Annotated in this window: 17 protein-coding genes; 4 read left to right on the forward strand and 13 right to left on the reverse strand. The window is 51.6% G+C overall.

Annotation, left to right across the window (positions count from 1 at the left end; translation table 11 throughout):
- Window positions 1-84 precede the first annotated feature (84 nt).
- A complete protein-coding gene (locus HYS22_02590) occupies window positions 85-534 on the forward strand; it encodes a DoxX family protein (GenBank protein MBI1909039.1) in 450 nt (149 codons plus the stop codon).
- On the opposite strand, the gene HYS22_02595 is transcribed toward HYS22_02590, so the two are convergent.
- Window positions 524-1,405: an aldo/keto reductase gene (locus tag HYS22_02595; GenBank protein ID MBI1909040.1), complete on the reverse strand. Its 882-nt coding sequence runs from the start codon at window positions 1,403-1,405 to the stop codon at window positions 524-526. The two genes, HYS22_02590 and HYS22_02595, sit on opposite strands and share 11 nt — an antisense overlap.
- 72 nt (window positions 1,406-1,477) lie before the next feature.
- Between HYS22_02595 and HYS22_02600 the strand changes: the two genes are divergently transcribed.
- Window positions 1,478-2,848: a thermonuclease family protein gene (locus HYS22_02600; protein MBI1909041.1), complete on the forward strand. Its 1,371-nt coding sequence runs from the start codon at window positions 1,478-1,480 to the stop codon at window positions 2,846-2,848.
- 25 nt (window positions 2,849-2,873) lie between these two features.
- Here the strand turns inward: HYS22_02600 and HYS22_02605 are convergent, their stop codons facing one another.
- Together HYS22_02605 and HYS22_02610 are read right to left on the reverse strand one after the other, a co-directional pair.
- Window positions 2,874-4,439 carry an acyl-CoA carboxylase subunit beta gene (locus HYS22_02605; GenBank protein ID MBI1909042.1) on the reverse strand — a complete coding sequence of 522 codons (1,566 nt, stop codon included), beginning with the start codon at window positions 4,437-4,439 and terminating at the stop codon, window positions 2,874-2,876.
- A gap of 43 nt (window positions 4,440-4,482) precedes the next feature.
- A complete protein-coding gene (locus HYS22_02610) occupies window positions 4,483-4,971 on the reverse strand; it encodes an acyl-CoA thioesterase (GenBank protein ID MBI1909043.1) in 489 nt (162 codons plus the stop codon).
- Window positions 4,972-5,060: 89 nt separating this feature from the next.
- On the opposite strand from HYS22_02610, the gene HYS22_02615 reads away from it, so the two are divergent.
- Both HYS22_02615 and HYS22_02620 read left to right on the forward strand, forming a co-directional pair.
- Window positions 5,061-6,959, forward strand: coding sequence for a (Fe-S)-binding protein (locus tag HYS22_02615; protein MBI1909044.1), 1,899 nt, complete (start codon window positions 5,061-5,063; stop codon window positions 6,957-6,959).
- 163 nt (window positions 6,960-7,122) lie between these two features.
- Entirely contained in the window at window positions 7,123-7,983 is an 861-nt protein-coding gene (locus tag HYS22_02620) for a hypothetical protein (protein ID MBI1909045.1), read from the forward strand.
- A gap of 204 nt (window positions 7,984-8,187) precedes the next feature.
- On the opposite strand, the gene HYS22_02625 is transcribed toward HYS22_02620, so the two are convergent.
- From HYS22_02625 to HYS22_02670, 10 genes are all read right to left on the reverse strand, one after another.
- Window positions 8,188-8,601: a hypothetical protein gene (locus tag HYS22_02625; GenBank protein MBI1909046.1), complete on the reverse strand. Its 414-nt coding sequence runs from the start codon at window positions 8,599-8,601 to the stop codon at window positions 8,188-8,190.
- A complete protein-coding gene (locus HYS22_02630; protein ID MBI1909047.1) occupies window positions 8,598-9,137 on the reverse strand; it encodes a nucleotidyltransferase domain-containing protein in 540 nt (179 codons plus the stop codon). Before HYS22_02630 ends, HYS22_02625 begins: the two co-directional genes overlap by 4 nt.
- A 170-nt stretch (window positions 9,138-9,307) precedes the next feature.
- Window positions 9,308-11,128 (reverse strand): acyl-CoA dehydrogenase family protein, encoded by a 1,821-nt coding sequence (locus tag HYS22_02635; protein MBI1909048.1) that lies wholly within the window; start codon window positions 11,126-11,128, stop codon window positions 9,308-9,310.
- A 22-nt stretch (window positions 11,129-11,150) separates the two neighbouring features.
- Window positions 11,151-12,119, reverse strand: a complete 969-nt coding sequence (locus HYS22_02640) for an electron transfer flavoprotein subunit alpha/FixB family protein (GenBank protein ID MBI1909049.1) — start codon at window positions 12,117-12,119, stop codon at window positions 11,151-11,153.
- A complete protein-coding gene (locus HYS22_02645) occupies window positions 12,116-12,895 on the reverse strand; it encodes an electron transfer flavoprotein subunit beta/FixA family protein (GenBank protein ID MBI1909050.1) in 780 nt (259 codons plus the stop codon). Before HYS22_02645 ends, HYS22_02640 begins: the two co-directional genes overlap by 4 nt.
- Before the next feature lie 53 nt (window positions 12,896-12,948).
- Entirely contained in the window at window positions 12,949-14,364 is a 1,416-nt protein-coding gene (locus HYS22_02650) for an alkaline phosphatase family protein (GenBank protein MBI1909051.1), read from the reverse strand.
- 5 nt (window positions 14,365-14,369) lie between these two features.
- Window positions 14,370-15,038 (reverse strand): ABC transporter substrate-binding protein, encoded by a 669-nt coding sequence (locus tag HYS22_02655; protein MBI1909052.1) that lies wholly within the window; start codon window positions 15,036-15,038, stop codon window positions 14,370-14,372.
- Window positions 15,039-15,051: 13 nt separating this feature from the next.
- The gene (locus HYS22_02660) at window positions 15,052-16,461 is read right to left on the reverse strand and encodes a TolC family protein (GenBank protein MBI1909053.1); all 1,410 of its coding nucleotides are present in this window, start codon (window positions 16,459-16,461) and stop codon (window positions 15,052-15,054) included.
- Window positions 16,458-17,714, reverse strand: a complete 1,257-nt coding sequence (locus HYS22_02665; GenBank protein MBI1909054.1) for an MCE family protein — start codon at window positions 17,712-17,714, stop codon at window positions 16,458-16,460. Before HYS22_02665 ends, HYS22_02660 begins: the two co-directional genes overlap by 4 nt.
- A gap of 3 nt (window positions 17,715-17,717) precedes the next feature.
- Window positions 17,718-18,443 (reverse strand): ABC transporter ATP-binding protein, encoded by a 726-nt coding sequence (locus HYS22_02670; protein MBI1909055.1) that lies wholly within the window; start codon window positions 18,441-18,443, stop codon window positions 17,718-17,720.

Raw genomic sequence — 18,443 nt, forward strand, 5'->3', positions numbered from 1 at the left:
AGTCGGGGCAATCGAATTCTGATATGGACATGGTGTCCGCCAAAGGACGGATCAGCCTCCGGCTGAAGCGACAGTCGAACCATAATGAGACAGACCTATGACAAACTAGTTTCCCTTGCCAGTCACCTGCAAAGCCCTCTCCTCTTGCTCCTGAGGCTCTACTGGGGGGCACAGTTTATCCTGGCAGGAAAGGGGAAACTAACAAATATTGAAAAGGTTTTTGAATTCTTCCAGGGTCTTCATATTCCTTTACCACTCGCCAGCGCCTATCTGGTCGGCAGCACCGAACTTCTGGGAGGGATGCTTCTCGTCCTCGGCCTTGGCTCAAGGCTTGCGGCAATCCCCCTTTCGATCACCATGATCGTGGCCTATCTCACGGCCCATATCGAAGCGACACGAAATATTCTGAGCGACCCCGAGAATTTTATCGATCAGGCTCCATTTCTCTTTTTGCTGGTAACGTTGATCCTTCTGGCCTTCGGGCCGGGTCGGTTCTCTCTCGATGCCTGGTTGGAGAAAAAAATCAGGTTATAGCCTTGTCGATCTGCCTTATTTCCTCGACCGACAGGGTCATTTCCGCCGCCTTGACTGAATCCTCGATGCTCTCCACCCGGCTCGCCCCTGGAATAGGAACGACACAAGGCGACTTGGCCATGAGCCAGGCCAGCACCACCTGATAAGGAGAAACAGTCCTCTTTTGGGAAATCTCCTGGAACACCGGGATCTGCCCAATCTGCCCCACACGATAACTCCCCCCCAACGGGCTCCAGGGCAAAAAGGTCAGTTTTTCTTTTTCACAATAGGCCAACACCCCATCTTTTTCCGGATCCCGGCACCAGGGGTTGTAACGATTTTGGATTGAAACAATGTCGACGATTTTTCTGGCCCGACGGATCTCCTCCACCGAAACATTCGAGAGCCCGACAAAACGGATGAGTCCCTCATCAACGGCCTCTTTCACCGGTCTTAATGTTTCCTCAATCAGGTACCGGTCATCCGGGGCATGGAGTTGCCAGAGCGCAATCGGCCTTTCTCCCCCCAATGCCTCAAAACTTTCGCGAATCGTCCTGGCAATATGTTTTGGATCCCCGTTGGTCACCCAATCCCCACCAGGACGCATTAATCCGCCCTTGGTCGCCACAATAATTTCCTGGGTAGGGGCGCTACTCGCCGCGCCCCTACTTTTTAACGCCTTGGCAATCAGCCTTTCGTTATGATGTTTGTCCGATTCATCCTGACAGTAGGAATCGGCGGTGTCGATCAACGTCACCCCTAAATCAAGGGCACGATGAATCACCCGGATCGACTGTTCTTCACGGGGCCTTCCCTTGAGAGACATCGGCATCCCCCCCAGACCGATCGCGCTGACCTTGACCCCCGTAGGACCTAACTCCTTATAAATCATCCCTCCCCCTCTATCAAAGCTGTTTTTGATAGCAACTCTTTTTGTCACCCACCGATAAGAACCACCAATAACATGCCCCCCCCTGCTTCCCCAATTCTTCCCCGCGGCGTCATTCAAGACCATCTCCAAAAATGGTTTTGCACCTACCTCCCTGAGGGGGGTGGCGAGACGGCACGGGCACAGTTTTTAGGAGAACCCTACATGGCCCTGCAGGCCTGGGCCCAAGACCAGGTCATCGTCACGAACCCCCGCCTTGGAGAGGTCCAGATTGCGCCGGAAATCCGTTACGGTTGGACGATCCATCACTGCCCGGAAGGGGACAAAGGAAAAGACTGTGAGGGACTGAAGCGATTCCGCAAGGTCAGCTTTCCGGGACCGAGCGTCTTGGCCTTTCAATGCACCGTTCCCAGCGGCCCGTATGCTGTCAATCCGCCGGTCCCTGCCAAGGCAAAACCGGCCGTCTCGCCGGAACCGAATGAAGAAGGTCCCTGGAAAATTATCCGCAGGGTCACCACCAATGACCAAGGGGTGGAAGAAGAGTCCTACACGGTGGATGGGGATACCGTGAACGTAGCACCAGGAGGCGGCAGTGATACACTCCGTTTGGCAGGGATCAATACACCGGAATGCGGCTGGAATTGGAGAAAAGGGGAAAGCCCTCTTCAACGGTGTGAGCGCGGCGAACCGGGGGCGACCGAGGCGTTTCTCTTTGTCGACAGCCTCTTTCGGAATCACAACGGAGAAATTTGGGTCCGGAACGACCGTCTGGATCAACCGAGGGAATGCCGGAATCGGGATAAAACAACACACGACGATCGTCTCCGCGACGGTTATTGCCGGATAATCGGCGACGCCCTCGTTGCCAATGAAACCAGTCCCAAAACCAATGTGGCTCAAGAACTGGTCCGGAATGGGCTTGCCTTTCCGTTTACCTTCTGGCCGGAGTCCCCCTACCACTTCTATGAATTTCGCGAGGCCATAAAGGAAAAGAGGGGGATCTGGGGCCTGGAGGAGAAAGGGGTTTTCAATTATCGCGGTCCCCTCTATTTTACCAGCTACCACCCTCAGGCGAACGCCCGATGGCCAAAGGCAGAAGATGAATATGCCCGCCTTGTCAACATCTCTCCGGAAACTGTCAACCTTGGCGATTTCTTGATCGAAGACCTTGTCACCGGAACCCTCTACCCCTTGCCCAATTTACCCCTGCCCCCAACTTATCAGGTCCGCATTTTTACCAATTACGACCCGCGCTGGGATAGGCCGGAGATCCAGGAGACGTTCGTCAATCTCAATCTAGACCGGAGGAACAACACGGCCTTTTGGCGTGGTAACTCCGGACTTCTCCTCCGCCGCCGATCGGACAACACCCCGATTACGGTCATCGCCGACAAGCAATACGGCGCCAAGGTCCACGCTGAACGATTCCCCGAGGGGTTCAAGTAAGGGCGTCCGCCTGAGGCGGACGCCCTTACAGCGGTATATTTCCGTGTTTTTTTGGGGGGTTTTTGTCGCGCTTGTTTTCCAACATCTTGAGGGCTCGGATCACACGAGACCGCGTTTCCCTGGGGAAAATCACTTCATCAATATAGCCTAGCTCGGCCGCCTTGTAAGGAGAGGCAAAGGTGTTGCGGTATTCTTCGACGAGCCGTGCCCTTTCAGCCTCCGGCGATTTTGACTGGCTGAGTTGGTTTTTAAAAATAATATTGACCGCCCCATCCGGCCCCATCACGGCGATCTCCGCCGTAGGATAGGCCAAGTTGACATCGCCACGCACATGTTTGGAGCTCATCACGTCATACGCCCCGCCGTACGCCTTGCGGGTAATCACCGTCACCTTGGGAACCGTCGCCTCACAGAAGGCGTAAAGGAGTTTGGCCCCATGTTTGATGATTCCACCAAATTCCTGATCCGAACCGGGTAAGAATCCGGGGACATCCACAAAGGTGAGGATCGGAATATTGAAACAGTCGCAAAACCGGACAAACCGGGCCCCCTTGATCGAACCATTGATATCCAGACAGCCGGCCAGGACCGCCGGCTGATTGGCCACAATACCAACGGTCCGCCCGTTCATCCGGGCAAAACCAACAATCATGTTCCTGGCCCAGAGCGGCTGGACCTCCAGAAAACTACCCCTGTCAATAATGCCATGAATCAGTGCTTTCATGTCATACGGCTTGTTGGCACTATCCGGAATGATCTGATCCAATGAAGGGTCCTCGACCCAAGGGTTTTCAGCATCGACATCTTTTGGAAAATCCTTAAGCGGTGACTCCTCCAGATTGTTGGAGGGGAGATAACTCATCAATTCACGGACCAACCGGAGGGAATCTCCTTCGTCTTCGGCCGCAAAATGAGAGACACCGGATTTACTGCTGTGACTGACCGCCCCCCCCAGATCTTCTTTGGTCACCTGCTCATGGGTTACCGTCTTGATAACGTCCGGCCCGGTGATAAACATATGGGCCCTGTTTTTGACCATGATGATAAAATCGGTCATCGCCGGGGAATAAACCGCGCCGCCGGCGCAAGGTCCCATGATGACCGAGATCTGCGGAATCACCCCGGAGGCCATCACATTCCGTTGAAAGATGTCAGCATAACCGGCCAGGCTTTGAACCCCTTCCTGGATCCGGGCGCCGCCGGAATCGTTCAAGCCGATCACCGGCGCCCCCACCTTCATTGCATGATCCATGATCTTGCAAATTTTGGTGGCATACGCCTCCCCCAACGATCCGCCGAAGGTGGTGAAATCCTGGGCAAAGACAAAAACGAGCCGGCCGTCGATCGTCCCATGACCGGTCACGACGCCATCCCCCAGAATTTTTTGCCGATCGATCCCGAATTCTGTCGAGCGGTGGGTCACAAACTTGTCAATTTCGACAAAACTCTCGGGGTCGAGGAGTTTTTCGACCCGTTCCCGGGCGGTCAGTTTACCAGACTCATGTTGCCTATCAATCCGTTCCTTGCCACCGGCCAACTCCGCATCGGCACGCCGTTTTTCCAGCTCCTTGAATTTGACCTCTAAAGACATTGGATTGGTTCTATTATTAAAGGCCGGTTAAAGTCAATTTGGTTTACGTCCGCGCCTTCTTTCGCTCCTCGCGGACCTTGAGTCGAAGCTGGCGGCGATCGGCCGCTTCTTTAAAGCGTCTTTTCTCCAGGGGGGTCTCAGGGAGGACCGGCAGGACTGGAGTTGGTTTGCCGTCGGCATCCAGGCAGACAAAGGTGAGATAGGCCGAGGCGGTGTGACAATGTTCTCCCGTCAAGGGGTCTTCCGCCTCTACCTTGACCCCTACTTCCAGGGAGGTCTTGTGGGTGTAGTTCACTGAGGCCTTGAGCATCAGGATATGCCCGACCTTGACGGGGGAAATAAAGTGCAGTTCATCCATGGAGACTGTCACACAGTTTTTGCGGGCATGGCGCATCGCCGCCATCGCCGCCGCCATATCGATCCACCCCATTACATGACCGCCAAAAATGCTTCCCATCGCATTGGCATCCGAAGGAAGAACGAGATGGGTCATCTCCACCCGTGATGCCGAAGGGTTTTTCCCTTTTTCCATAGGCCTGTTCTTTATCATAAAAAATTCTCCCCTCCAACGAGAAAAACAGCTTGAAACAACTCCGTTTCTTTGGTTAGGTCACTCCAATTATGTACCCGGTCTCCGTCTCCCTCCTCCTTGTCTACGCCCTCACCTTCTTCGCCTACACAATGACCCGCTGGGTCCGGGTCTCCCTCAAGTGGCGGCCCAACAATCGCCTCCAAAATATCCCTGAACGGGTCCAGGGAATCTTCAAATACTTCCTCGGTCAGCGCCGTATGTTCACTGTCAGCCCCAGGGCCGGTCTGATGCATGCCTTCATCTTCTGGGGTTTTTGCATCATCTCCATCCGAACGATCACCCTTTTCGGTCTCGGTTTCGACAAGGATTTTGTCTTTCCGCTCTTGGACGGATTCTTTGGAAGGCTCTATGAATGGACCCTGTTCCCCTTTGAAGGGCTGGTCATCATTGCCACCGGTTACATGCTCTACCGCCGGTTGATCTCAAAACCGAGACACCTGACACTATCCAAAGAAGGAACGCTGATCCTTTTCATGATCCTCACGCTGATGGTGACCGACCTCGCGATGGAAGGACTAGCGCATTGGGCAGTCGGTTTCACCGTCATGTATTTCATTCATATTACGACAATCCTGGTCTTCCTGAATTTCCTCCCGTATGGCAAACATTTCCATATCATCACCTCCTTCTTTAACGTCTTCCTCAAACGGCTAACCCCTTACGGGGCGTTGGACTCGATCAATCTTGAGGATGAAAAAGCGACCTCTTTTGGTATCGGCAAGGTGGAGGATATGGACTGGAAGCAGTTGCTGGATATCGCCAGTTGCACGGAGTGCGGGCGTTGCAGTTCGGTCTGTCCCGCCACAGCAACGGACAAGCCATTGAACCCCAAAGAGGTCACCATAACCCTGAGAGACTTTATTCGGAAAAAAGAACAGCTGATGCCTCCTTTTCTACAGAAAAAGAGTGATGCACCCAGCGGCGAGGAGGCCCCTCTTTCCCCTTCCGTGATCGATCCGGAGATCCTCTGGTCCTGTACGACTTGTCGTGCCTGTGAAGAGGCCTGTCCGGTCTTTATCGAGTACGTCGACAAGATCGTCGGGATGCGACGGAATCTGGTTCTCATGCAAGGAAGTATGCCGCCAGAGGTCCAGAACACCTTCAAGAATTTAGAAAAGAACTACAACCCCTGGGGGATCAGTTCTGAGGATCGCGGGAACTGGGTCAAGGAACTGGGGGTCAAAACGATCGCCGAAAAGCCGGATGCGGAATACCTTTATTTCATGGGGTGCGCTGGTTCGTTTGACGACAGGAATAAAAAGATCGCAACCGCCATCATCAAACTCCTGCAGGAGGCGCAAATCAACTTTGCGATCCTCGCGAAGGAGGAAAAGTGCACCGGGGACCCGGCCCGCCGGATCGGCAACGAATACCTCTTCCAGACCTTGGCCAAAGAGAATATCCAGACCTTTCAAAAATATAGCATCAAAAAAGTCCTGACCGCCTGCCCCCACTGTTTCAACACGATCAAAAATGAATACCCTCAGTTTGGGGGCAATTACGAGGTTGTGCATCACACCGAATTTCTCTACGAACTTATCCGGGAAGGGAAACTGAAACCGAAAAAGGAATTAGCCAAAAAAATTACGTTCCACGACTCCTGTTATTTGGGCCGGTACAACGAGGTCTACGATGCCCCGCGGGAGATTTTAAAGTCGATCCCCGGTCTGAATCTTCTGGAGATGGAACTTTCTCGCGAAAATGGCCGTTGTTGCGGCGCCGGCGGGGGGCGGATGTGGATGGAGGAGAAGATCGGGACACGCGTTAATCACAAGCGGCTGGAAGATATTCAATCCGTCAACCCGAACGGCGCCGCCTCCGCCTGTCCCTTCTGCATCACGATGCTCCGCGATGCCACGCGGGACAAGAACCTCGGCGACTCGATTGAAACCAAGGATGTCGCGGAATACTTGGCCGAGAGTCTTTAGTTAGGATGTCGACAAAGTATCCTTTCATGGTTCGACGGGCTCACCATGTCCGGGTGAGTACTGGAAAAATAAATGGGCACCCTGAGCCTGTCGAAGGGTCAAGCGAGTTTGTCAACAGACTGCCAAGCAACTGCTATAGATACATTAAAATTGAAGAGGAACCATGCCCGAATATAATTTCTACGTCTTAGCTTATTTTGATCTTCTCGGCCAAGGTGAATTACTTGAATCTTTGACCGATCGGTTTGTTTTCGACTGTATCACAGGAAAGAAAGACGAGCTTATTCAAAAAATGAAGCCGACTTTTGATCGCGTCAAACAATTCCGCGATCATCTGCGTAAGGTTGTCGGAGACATCAACCAGCCAATTCCCCTGCCCCAAGAATTGAGCGGCAAGATAAGTGTTGATGCCTGGAAAAAATTGACGAGAGCAAAAGTGGACGTAGAATTCATGGGTGATGCGGCCTTGTTGAAAGTTCTCATTACAAGTGATCCAAATGAAGCAATTCCCGTCGTCAGCATTCGGGACTTGATGACAGGCATATCCATGCAGATGCTTGCGTTCTTGGGTGCAGGCATTCCGGTTAGGGGTGCTATTGAACTTGGCTGGGGAACCCACATAGAGGAAAATAGTATTTATGGCACAATGCTTCATCGAGCCTTTCGTTTGGAAAAAGAGGCGGGCTATCCCCGGATAGTCATTGGACAGAACTTTATAAATTACATTCAGCCACTGGCCACACAGCCCCAGAAAGGAGTGTCCAATGAAGTGGCCCCAATCATAGCAAAGACGGCAAAAGAAGTGCTCGCCTTGATTGTCGAGGATGATGACGGTGAGCTAATCTTACATTATTTGCGAAAAGAACTTTATTCCGCAAACGAAACTCTCTTTAATGATTGCATTCCATCGGCAAAGAAGTTTATCCAGTTGGAAATAGCACGACAACGACAATCGAGAGACAAGAAACTTATGGGGAGCTACTGTAAATTAAGGCGATTCTTTCAGAAATGCAATGTGTGGTAAGAGAATTAAATCACCCAAATTTCCCCTCCCCCTTGATGGGGGAGGGCGTGGGAGAGGGTGATAAGAAAAACAGGCCGAAAGAATTTTCCGGGATCACCCTCCCTTTCATTCCCTCCCATCAAGGGAGGGAAGATTTTAAAAGAATTCCAACTATGGAATTTTGGAAAGACCAAAAAATGTCGCGGAATACTTGGCCGAGAGTCTTTAGAATTTAGAGCCCATCAGTCCGCGGGCCTTTTCGACAATTTCACTCACAAAAGCGAGACAATCCTCAACTTCTTTTTCAGTCACCATTTCTCCTTCACCATACAGATCGATATTCCGCTTAGAACGCATGACATTGCCAACCGCCAGGACCTTTGGTTCTTTCAATAATTCGCTCAAATATTCCAGCAGTCTAACATGATGGCCGGGAACACTCCTGACCTTGACCTGATGCTTGGCCAAAAGAGTAATCGCTGTTTTGATCAAGGCTTGGTAACTGTAGGTGAACTTGACCTCAAGAATGGGATCTTTTTTCGCAATACCAAGATCCTTGAGAGCGTTCTCCCAATAACGCTTCACCTGTTGGTCCTGAAAATTGAACTTTTGAAAGAACCGTGTGTCGATGGATTTCATACTAATTCAATAATGATCCCTTTCAAAACCTGACTCAGAAAAGAACCTTTCTTTTTCCGTTCGAATTCCAGCGGACCCATACTCATCGCGTTGATCGTACGACCGAACTGTTTCTGAATACCCGAAAGTTTTTCATAAAGAGAAACACTCTGGTGTTGTCCGATGACGAGAAGATCAATATCGCTCAAAATATTCATTTTATCCTTGGCATAAGAACCGAAGAGATAGGCCTTTTGAATCCCGCCAATTTGTTTCAGAGCCCTGGTCAGTTCCGCTTCCAAGCCAATCGTCTTCCGAATAATATCACGATATTCAGAATAGAGAGGATACTTTCTATTAAGGGAATAATATCTTTGATGGCCCCGATACTCACTCTGGAGGAGACCTTCTTTCTCCAACTCACTTAACTTCCTGATCAAATTTCCACGATCGACGTTCAATTCTCTAGCAAGCTGATTGATGTAAAATGATTCTTTCTCATGGATGAATAAAAACCCCAAGAGATGCTTGGTGATTTGACTTCGAAGAGAGATCATAGCGTATATTATTACACCAAATAGTGTATTTTATTACACTAAAAGTCAACTAAAAAGCGAGATGGATCGATCGAACGCGTGGGTTACATATGAAAAACTGCCACGACATTTTTTCAGGGTTCATGAAAGTCTAAGAAGAGAACTAGTCAACAAAGGACTTGACCCCTGGACTAGTCAAAGGGGTATTTTTCGACCTCAATCGCCTTTTCGGCAATCTTTTTTCGGGTGGCAACGGTATCGATCGGGACGTAGTAGTCAAACCGCTGGAGCGCCCGGGCGTATTTCTGGAACTCATCGGCCGCACCGCCAGCAACAACCGCAAACATCCTTTTGGCCCGGCCGATCATGTCATGGTACCGTTCATTCACATAAGTCTTCACGATCGCCACCGCAATGGCGGCCGCGGATTCCCCTTTTTCTTCGATCATCTGGAGCGCCCGAATAACAGCCGTATCCATGCAGTAGGCGTCGGTGCAGAGGTCGGCCATATATTCCAAAACAAACTGCTCCTCCTTGATCCCCTCGGCATACTTCTGGACAGCAACGGCGCTGGCATAGACCGCCAGCCTTTTGGCAAGATCGGTCTGATAGATCTCATCCACAAGCAGCCCGGTCCCTGTTTTCGTGAAACCAGTCTTGAGTTCGGCCAGGATCCGGGAAACCTCCCCCATCAGGTCGAGCTCCCCCTTCATCGTCCGTTTGATCAGCATTCCCGGGATCAACAGGCGATTGATCTCGTTCGTCCCCTCAAAGATCCGGTTGACCCGCTGGTCCCGATACGGTCTTTCGGCAAAATATTCGCTCAAGAATCCGTACCCCCCCAGAATCTGCACCGCCTCATCGACGACAAAATCCAGAGATTCCGAACCGTACACCTTGGCAATGGAGGACTCGACGGCAAACTCCTCGACGATCGCCAAAACTTTTTCATGGTACTTGGGTTCTTTTTTATCCAGTTTCTTGATCGCCTCATCCATCAGGCTGGCGGTCCGGTAGTTCATCCCCTCGGAAACGAAGGTGTGGATCACCATGTCTGAGAGCTTCTTCTGGATCAACCCAAAGGAGGCGATCGGTCGATTAAACTGCTTCCTCTCCTTGGCATACTTGACCGACTGGGCGATCAGGTACTTGGAACCCCCTGTCGCCGCGACCCCAAGTTTAAAGCGACCGAGATTCAGGATATTAAAAGCAACCTTGTGCCCACGGCCAATCTCCCCCAGGATATTCTCAACCGGAACTTTGGCATCCTGAAAGATGACGGAGGTTGTTGAAGAACCCTTGATCCCCATCTTTTTCTCTTCCTTGCCGATGGAGACCCCCGGAAAACTTTTTTCAACGAGGAACGCGGTCACTTTTTTGTCATCGCCGTCAATTTTGGCGAAAACGGTGAAGAGCTTGGCAAAACCGCCATTGGTGATAAAAACCTTTTCACCGTTAAGGGTATAAAACTTGCCGTCCGGGGAGAGGGTCGCGCGAGTCCTCATCCCCAATGCATCCGAACCCGAATTCGGTTCGGTCAGGCAGTAGGCCCCGATCCATTCGCCTGTGGCCAGTTTAGGGAGGTACTTTGCCTTCTGTGCCTCGGTTCCAAAGTAGATGAGAGGCCATGTGGCGATACCGGTGTGACACATCAGTGTGACGCCAAAGGAACCCTGGAGACAGGCATTTTCCCCCATCACCACGCCGGTCACCTTATCAATCCCCATCCCGCCATACGCCTCGGGAAAATCGGCCGCAAGGATCCCCAGCTCTCCCGCCTTTTTCATGAGCGGGATCGAGGCCTGATCGAATTTCTGATCCTCAATCAGATCAGACTTCGGCATCACCTCTTTCGTTACAAAATCATGCACCAGCTGGGCAAACTGTTTCTGCTCATCGCTCAAATGCTCAGGGGTGAAAATCTTGCGAGTGCCAACCTTTTCCAAAAGAAAAAGCCCGCCGTGTGATTCCGCCAAGGCGGGAGAGGCCTGTTTTTGGGCTGTTTGGGCCATGGAGGACCCTCCTTTAAGTTTGTTAAGTTTCCGACAACACCTTTTTAAATTCGGCCGTCAATGCCGGAACCACCTTGAAAAGATCATCCACAATTCCGTAATCGGCCTTCGAAAAGAGAGGCGCCTCCGGGTCCTTGTTGATCGCCACAATCACCTTCGCCGTTCTCATCCCGGCAAGGTGCTGAATCGCCCCCGAAATACCGCAGGCGATGTAGAGCTTTGGGTTGACCGTCTTGCCGGTCTGTCCCACCTGCATGTCATGCGTTGCATAGCCGGAATCGACGGCGGCCCGTGAAGCCCCAACGGTCGCCCCAATCGTATCGGCCAGTTCATGAAGAATCTTGAAAGTCTCGGCACTCCCCATCGCCCGTCCTCCAGAGACAATAATCTCCGCCTCGGTCAGATCCGGCTTTTCGCTTTTCCCCTTGCGGATCTCTTTAATTGTAGCACGAAGGGGACCCGGATCCACCTGTTTCTTGATCAGCTCCGCCTGGGAGCCAACCACCGTCTGTTTTGTGGCAAACGAATTGGGACGGATGGTAGCCATCTGGGGGGTTGAGGAAAAGGTCACATCGACAAAGGCCTTGCCGGCATAAACGGGACGGGTCGCCACCAATTGGCCACCATCGATACGAAGTTCCGTGCAATCGGTGGCGAGTCCCACTTTCAACCGTGCCGCCAAGCGAGGGAAGAGATCGAGTCCCAATGGAGAAGCAGACCCCAGGACAATTCCAGATTTTCTCTCTTGAATCAATTCTACAAGAACCTTCGTGAACCCCTCGGTGTTGTACCTTTCAAAATTGGTATTGGAGAGGAGAAAAACTTTTTTGACTCCATAGGCACCCAACTCTTTATCTATTTTTGTCAGGTTGCTGCCGATGAGGACAACCTCAACCTCTCCCCCAAGGGACGAGGCCTTTGTTGCCAGCTCCAGCGCCGTCTTCTTAAGGACGCCACCTTGATGTTCCGCCACGATGAGAATGTTCGTCATAGTACCTTCGCTTCTTCACGGAGTAGACGGACCAACTCCTTGGCCTTTGCCTCGGGCGATTCTCCTTGAATCACCTTGCCCGCCTTTCGTTCCGGCGGGAGACGCCATTTGGTATTTTGTGTCTTCGGTTTCACGTCGCCCAGGAGATCAGCCGCCTTAAGGACGGTGAGTGGTTTTGTCTTCGCCTTCATGATCCCGGGGAGTGAGGCGTAACGGGGGGTATTTAGCCCTTTATCAGCACTCAGGATGCAGGGAAAATCGACTTCGTAAATCTCCTGGGCCCCTCCCCCCACAGGCCGATGGACAACAATTCCCTTGTTGTCTGCCCTCAATTCCAGTTTTTCAATCACATTGACCTGCGCCAAACCCAAAAATTCGGCAACCATCGTCATCACCTGGGCCAAGTCATCATCAATCCCCTTCTTGCCGCAAAGGATCAGGTCCGATTTTTCAGATTCAAGGGCCTTGGCAAGAACCATCGCCACCGTAAAACTGTCGCTCGCTATCCCGGTATCATCAATGTGAATCCCGCGGTCGGCCCCCATCGCCAGGGCTGTTCGAATCGCCTCCACAACACGGGCCGGCCCGAGGGAGAAGACAACGACTTCACTGCCAGCTACCTTTTCTTTGGTTTTGATCCCCTCCTCAACGGCATATTCGTCGTAAGGGTTGACAATATACTTGATCCCATCGGTCTCAATACCACTGCCATCCGCCTTGATTCTGATTTTAGTTTCAGTATCCGGAACCTGCTTGAGTAAAATAGCTATTTTCATCTTCCTGACTACCCATAACACATCGCGTCAGAGGGCGTCAAGAAATTTACACTCTAAACCAAACTATTCCCATCAATAGGGGTCGGGATCTTTTTCCCCAACAGCTTGAGGATGGTTGGAAAAAGATCGACCGTCCTCACCTCTTTCTTCTGGATCGGGAAATTAAGGATCATCGGGGTCAGCATATGTTCGGCGATCAGAGAACCGTGGGATGATTTATGTTCCGGGATCTCATGCCGTTTGCGAAGGTCGCACCCCTTGCTGGCGCTCAAGACAAGGTCTCCACTCCGTTCTGACCGAAATATCTGGAGGAGTTGGACCAAGGCATCCGGGTAGTCGGTCGCAAATGTCCGGGTCAGCGCCTCATCCTCCATCATCTTCAAAGGAAGTGCCGGGTAGCCAAAAGGGTCGCTCTCCTTAGCGTCTACCTGATAACCAATCCCCCCGTCTTCCCTCCAGAGCCGTGCCTTCCCCCTTCGGCTGGTGACGACAACTTCTCCCTTTTGATTGCGACAGGCGATGATATCAATCTCGGGCCGGTTCAGGAGTTTTTGAAAGAGCCCTCCCTTGTATGAAAGAAGCTCTTCTTCAAATATCGGTTCCCCCCAGCCCCGGCGTCCCTTGAGGTACAAGTGGGCCATCCCGTTGCCTGACACCATATTGGCCACCGAAAATCGCCGCTTCAAAATAAGGGGGTAGTAAAAAACCTTGAACCCCTCCCCTTCCATGAATTGATTCAACGGGAGATGGGTATGCGTCGATGAGAGGCCATGATCGCTCACGATCCCGACGATCGTTTCATCCTGCCAGCCCCTTCGAGTGAGCACCCGAAAAACCTCTCCAACAATCTGGTCAATCCCTTCATACGCCTTGAGAGTCAGCGGGTGGAAAGGATCGCCGATGTGTGAAAACTCGTCGATCGCCGGAAAGACCGCAAAGGCAAACTGCAGGTCCGGGTGCGTCTTAAGGGCGGAAATCAATTTTCGCCGGGAGGCCTTGTCAATCACCGACCAGCGATCGGTCAGGTGGGCATAATAGGCATAAAATATCCGTGAAAATTTTGTCTTGTTCCACCGAAAAGGGGACCCCTTGTTGATCGCATTATAGATATTCACGGAATTGGGGATGATCTGAAAAAGAGACCTGATCTGGGGGTTAATATCCCGATTCATGAGGATCGATTCAATCCCGACATAACTCCTGAAGCTACGGAACGGCAGTCCCCCCTGGGCATATTTTTTACGGTCAAACCAGCGGATCCCCGGAAGATTACAGGTTCCGGCATAACAGCCGGTCAGAAACGGAAGATAGGCAGGGCCTGTCGTTGAGGGGAATGTAGCGACCGCCGAACGGAACACCCCATTCTTTAGAAGGTGCTTCTCAATCGCGGGAAGGCGTCCCTCTTGGAGGAGCTGGCGAAAAACATCCGGCCGCGCCCCGTCGGCTAGTAAAAGAATGCACCGTTTCATAATAATTACTTTTTTTCCAGATCGTTCAGTTTGGATTGCATACGCCGGATCAGATCCGGGTAGCCGTCTTTCTTGATGATCTTGTCGAACTGGAACTTATAGTTATCCAAAAGGCTCGCCCCTTCGACGATCACGTCAAAAATCTTCCAACCGGAATCAACCTTCTTCAGTTTGTAATCAAGACTGACCTGTATAGTCTCGGAGGGAATATTGACCCGGCTCTCCGTCTGGGCCTTCGTCTTTTCAGAATTGAGAAACTTTTCACCAAGATAAGTGACATAATAGGAGGCCTTGGACGACCCTCCGGATTTACTGCGACTCTGTTCCTTGGAAAAAACCGCCTTTTTTTCCAGAAGACGGGTCATCAGATCCACAAAGGCCTCTTTGTCTCTTTCAGAAAGCGTCTGCCAGTGTTGTGCCAGGGCGAGGCGGCAGAGTTCGCGAATGTCAAACGTCCCATGAATAACCTTCTTCTTGAGTTCTTCATTTTGTCTGATCTCTTCTGGCGTGGAGGCATCCACCTTATAGCTGTCCAGAAGGGTATCTAAGTCCTGGATGGCCCGGGTCGGGGATCCTTCCGAGGCCTGTTTTTTACCCGCCGTTTCGGCAAAGGGTGTGCCACCGAATCCAAAAGAAGCCACCAGCAAAATGACTGCGATCGTTCGTTGAAACATCAGATTCTCCTTTTTATTCTCCGGCAACTCTTCCACTTTTTTGATCCAGCTTGGCGACAGCAACGTTGTAATTAAAAACCGCCTCAAAATATTGTCCACGGGTCGTCAGGAATGACTGCACGGCATCCACCAGGTCCTTTGATTCGGCAAGACCGATATCAAAACTGCTCTGGGTCAGAAAAAGCAGTCTTCGGGACAGTTTTCCGGACTCCTCAGACCTTTCCAGATCGGCCTTGGCGCTCTGCAGGTCCATGTAGGCCTCTTTCAGCTCCAGCGTGATCCCCTTTGTGGCCAATTCTTTCTGAATCTCGGTCTTTTTCACCTCGCTTCGCGCCTGGCGGATTTTTGAGTTCTGCGTGTGGAAATCGAACTGCCCCTTCAACTGCAGGCCGAACCCAGCCCGGGTAAAGTTGAACGGATTGTTAAAATCGTCCGTGGCAATAACCCCGGTCACGTAAGGGGCACGCCCGATCTCAAAAAAGGCCCCCACCCCAAGGTTGGGAGTCCACTTTCGCCTCTCCAGCCGGTAGAGCTTCTCTCTGGCCCCAAGGCCGATTTCCAGAAGTTTAACCTCGGGACGGTGGGTCATCGCCTCATCCCGGTAGGTGTCAAATTTTTCCAGATCCACAGAAACCGGTCTCAAACGGGTATCCTTAATATCGAAGGGGACCGACCGGTCAAGCCCCATCTGGACCTTCAGCGCCTCTCTGGCCAGAATCTTCTTTTTTTCGGATTCTTCAACCTTTTTTTCTAATTCGAGAAGAAAAAGCTTTAATTTGAGAAGTTCCGAGGGGTCGCTTCCCTCTTCCTCCTGTTCCCTCTTCTCCACCTCTTTTTGAACACGCTCGAGAGCGGCATCCAGGAGCCGATCCAGTTCCCTGGCGAGCAAAATCCCATTGTAAAGCTGTTTGACCTTGAAAAGGAGATCCGATTTTTTCTGCTCCTTCTTGAACAACTCGGCCTCAATCCCTGATCGCGCCAGCTCCTGACCCAGTTTGATCTTTCCGAAGGTGGAAAGGGGTGTCCCGATCCCCAGCTTGAACCGGTTAAAAACGGTGATATCCCCGGTGAAGAAGCTCTTGGCGGCATCGTCAACCCGTTGCGGTGTCGGGGCAAGGTTATATTCATACTCAATGATCGGCGACCCGATAATCTTTGCCTCCTGTAATTTCTCTTCAGCAATTTCTTTGTCATAATCACTCGCCTTGAGCTCCTCATTGTGCTGGGCGGCACGGGCCAGACACTCATCCAGATTGAGCCTTAATATCTGATCCTCAGGCACTTTATCAAAACCGTTAAACAGTTTTTCAACCCGGATACGGGCTGGCGGCGGGGGCTCCTTTGTTATATCGGAATCCTGACCACGAACCGGCAGGCCCATAGCGACCAGAAAAAGGATGATAATAATCTTAAGCCTGCTCACCGAAACCTCGCGGCGCCAAAGATCGACTTAATATCCTCGTCAATAATCTGAAAACCGGCCCCGACAAACCAGTCAGGGTCACGCTGTTTGGAGATAAAATCATCAACCCCGGACAGGAGGAAAAAATTGCGTGTCAGATTGGCCCGTCCGTACGCCTTCAAGTGGGGGCGTTGTTGATCCTTCGTCCTGAAGTCAAAGGCAGAAAAGGTGAGCCCAAACGGTCCTACTTTGTAATCGGCCCCCACCCCTCCTGTGGATTCAATGATCCCACCGCGCAGGGTAAAGTCATAAAAACTCTTGGCGAGCTGGGCTGAGATCAAAAGTTTGTTCTTCTCCACAACCTGCTGATCGCTCACAACCTGTGTCGTCACACCGCCGGTCGTCACATCCGTGGTGGTCACACGGCGCCTCGGCGAGGGGTCCGGATCGACAACAAGTTCCAGGAGAAAGGCCTTGTCCGGTCTCGGCTTCAAACCAAGACCAACATAATTTTTCACACTTTTGGAATCTCCCAGATACTCAAGGTGATAACCGATCTCCGCCTGAAGGCGGTTCACCCCCCCCAGCGTCTCCGATAACCCTTTGGTCGCTTCCTTCAGGTTCTCAGCGGTTTCTTCATCGTTGACGAGACGGCCGATCGTCCCCTTTCCCTCGTCAATCTTCCTGGAAATGCTGGAGACATAACCCAAGCTGTTGTTCAGCTTGTCCGAGAGGATAGCAAAGTTGTTCATGATCTGATCCCAGTTCCCCCCCTCTACAAAATGCCTCTTCATCGAACCGGTCACTTCCTTGATATCCTCAGCGATAGCATTTAACTTGGAGGTCAGCTCAGAGAGGTCCACGTAGGGATTGACAGCGGTAATCTGTTCCCCTGCGGCCAGATATCCCTTTCCCGGTGATCCGGGCATCAGATCGATGTAGGTTTCGCCCAAAAACCCCTTGGTCCGGACCTGGGCGGTAACATCTTTTGTCAACTGGACTTCCTTGTTGATGCGGAGCAGGACGTTGGCCTTCCGATTGTCCACCAACTCCAAGCCGGCTACATAGCCGACCTGGACACCGGCAATCTGCACCGGCGTTTTTTTGGTCAGACCGGTTGCTGAATTAAGGACCAGCGAAACCGTATAGGTCCCCTGTGATGAGAGTTTCCGGTCGCTCACCTGGATGGTAGCATAGGCCAGAATCAGGAGACCGATCACGGCAAAAAGACCGATTTTTAAATTCTGCTGTCTCTCTCTGTCACGCATCATCAAACTTTAGTCCTTTCCCTCTAAAAATTGGCGAACGACCGGCAGATCCGATTTTTTTATCTCTTCCGGACTGCCTTGGGCCACAATCCGCCCCTCATGAAGCAGAGCCACTTTATCGGCAATAAAGAATGTGGATTCAATATCATGGCTGATGACCACGGAGGTTATCTTCAAACGCCCCGGCATCTCCACAATAAGTCGGTTGATGGCACTGGTCATGATCGGATCCAGGCCTGTGGTTGGCTCATCGTACAAAATAATTTTTGGTTCTAACGCAATGGCCCTGGCAAGTCCAACCCTTTTTCGCATCCCGCCCGAAAGTTCAGAGGGCCTCCTGTCCTCTATCCCAGAAAGCCCAACCGCCTCCAATTTTTTCTTCACAACGGTCTCGATCTTGTCCGGAGAGAGCCCCGAATGTTCCCTGAGGGGAAAAGCGACATTTTCAAAAACAGTCAGGGAGTCAAAGAGGGCGGCGCTCTGAAAGAGCATCCCGAACCGGCGGCGAAACAACGCCAGCTCCTTATCAGATAACCGGTTGAGAGAAACCCCATCAACCGTCACATCACCGGCATCCGGCCGTAACAAGCCGATAACATGCTTCAAGAGGACACTCTTCCCACAACCGCTCCGCCCCAAAATGACGGTGATTTTCTCTCGAGGGATCTCCAGATTGAGATCGTTCAGAACTTTATTCGAACCAAAACTTTTGGAAAGGTGTTTCAGTTGGATCAT

Source organism: Deltaproteobacteria bacterium (assembly GCA_016177765.1).
Taxonomy (GTDB): Bacteria; UBA10199; UBA10199; order JACPAL01; family JACOUP01; genus JACOUP01.

Excerpts from the sequence above, each read along its gene's own strand:
- HYS22_02590 (MBI1909039.1), top strand. The coding sequence starts at position 85 with ATGAGACAGACCTATGACAAACTAGTTTCCCTTGCCAGTCACCTGCAA.
- HYS22_02595 (MBI1909040.1), bottom strand. The coding sequence starts at position 1,405 with ATGATTTATAAGGAGTTAGGTCCTACGGGGGTCAAGGTCAGCGCGATC.
- HYS22_02600 (MBI1909041.1), top strand. The coding sequence starts at position 1,478 with ATGCCCCCCCCTGCTTCCCCAATTCTTCCCCGCGGCGTCATTCAAGAC.
- HYS22_02605 (MBI1909042.1), bottom strand. The coding sequence starts at position 4,439 with ATGTCTTTAGAGGTCAAATTCAAGGAGCTGGAAAAACGGCGTGCCGAT.
- HYS22_02610 (MBI1909043.1), bottom strand. The coding sequence starts at position 4,971 with ATGGAAAAAGGGAAAAACCCTTCGGCATCACGGGTGGAGATGACCCAT.
- HYS22_02615 (MBI1909044.1), top strand. The coding sequence starts at position 5,061 with ATGTACCCGGTCTCCGTCTCCCTCCTCCTTGTCTACGCCCTCACCTTC.
- HYS22_02620 (MBI1909045.1), top strand. The coding sequence starts at position 7,123 with ATGCCCGAATATAATTTCTACGTCTTAGCTTATTTTGATCTTCTCGGC.
- HYS22_02625 (MBI1909046.1), bottom strand. The coding sequence starts at position 8,601 with ATGAAATCCATCGACACACGGTTCTTTCAAAAGTTCAATTTTCAGGAC.
- HYS22_02630 (MBI1909047.1), bottom strand. The coding sequence starts at position 9,137 with ATGATCTCTCTTCGAAGTCAAATCACCAAGCATCTCTTGGGGTTTTTA.
- HYS22_02635 (MBI1909048.1), bottom strand. The coding sequence starts at position 11,128 with ATGGCCCAAACAGCCCAAAAACAGGCCTCTCCCGCCTTGGCGGAATCA.
- HYS22_02640 (MBI1909049.1), bottom strand. The coding sequence starts at position 12,119 with ATGACGAACATTCTCATCGTGGCGGAACATCAAGGTGGCGTCCTTAAG.
- HYS22_02645 (MBI1909050.1), bottom strand. The coding sequence starts at position 12,895 with ATGAAAATAGCTATTTTACTCAAGCAGGTTCCGGATACTGAAACTAAA.
- HYS22_02650 (MBI1909051.1), bottom strand. The coding sequence starts at position 14,364 with ATGAAACGGTGCATTCTTTTACTAGCCGACGGGGCGCGGCCGGATGTT.
- HYS22_02655 (MBI1909052.1), bottom strand. The coding sequence starts at position 15,038 with ATGTTTCAACGAACGATCGCAGTCATTTTGCTGGTGGCTTCTTTTGGA.
- HYS22_02670 (MBI1909055.1), bottom strand. The coding sequence starts at position 18,443 with ATGATCCAACTGAAACACCTTTCCAAAAGTTTTGGTTCGAATAAAGTT.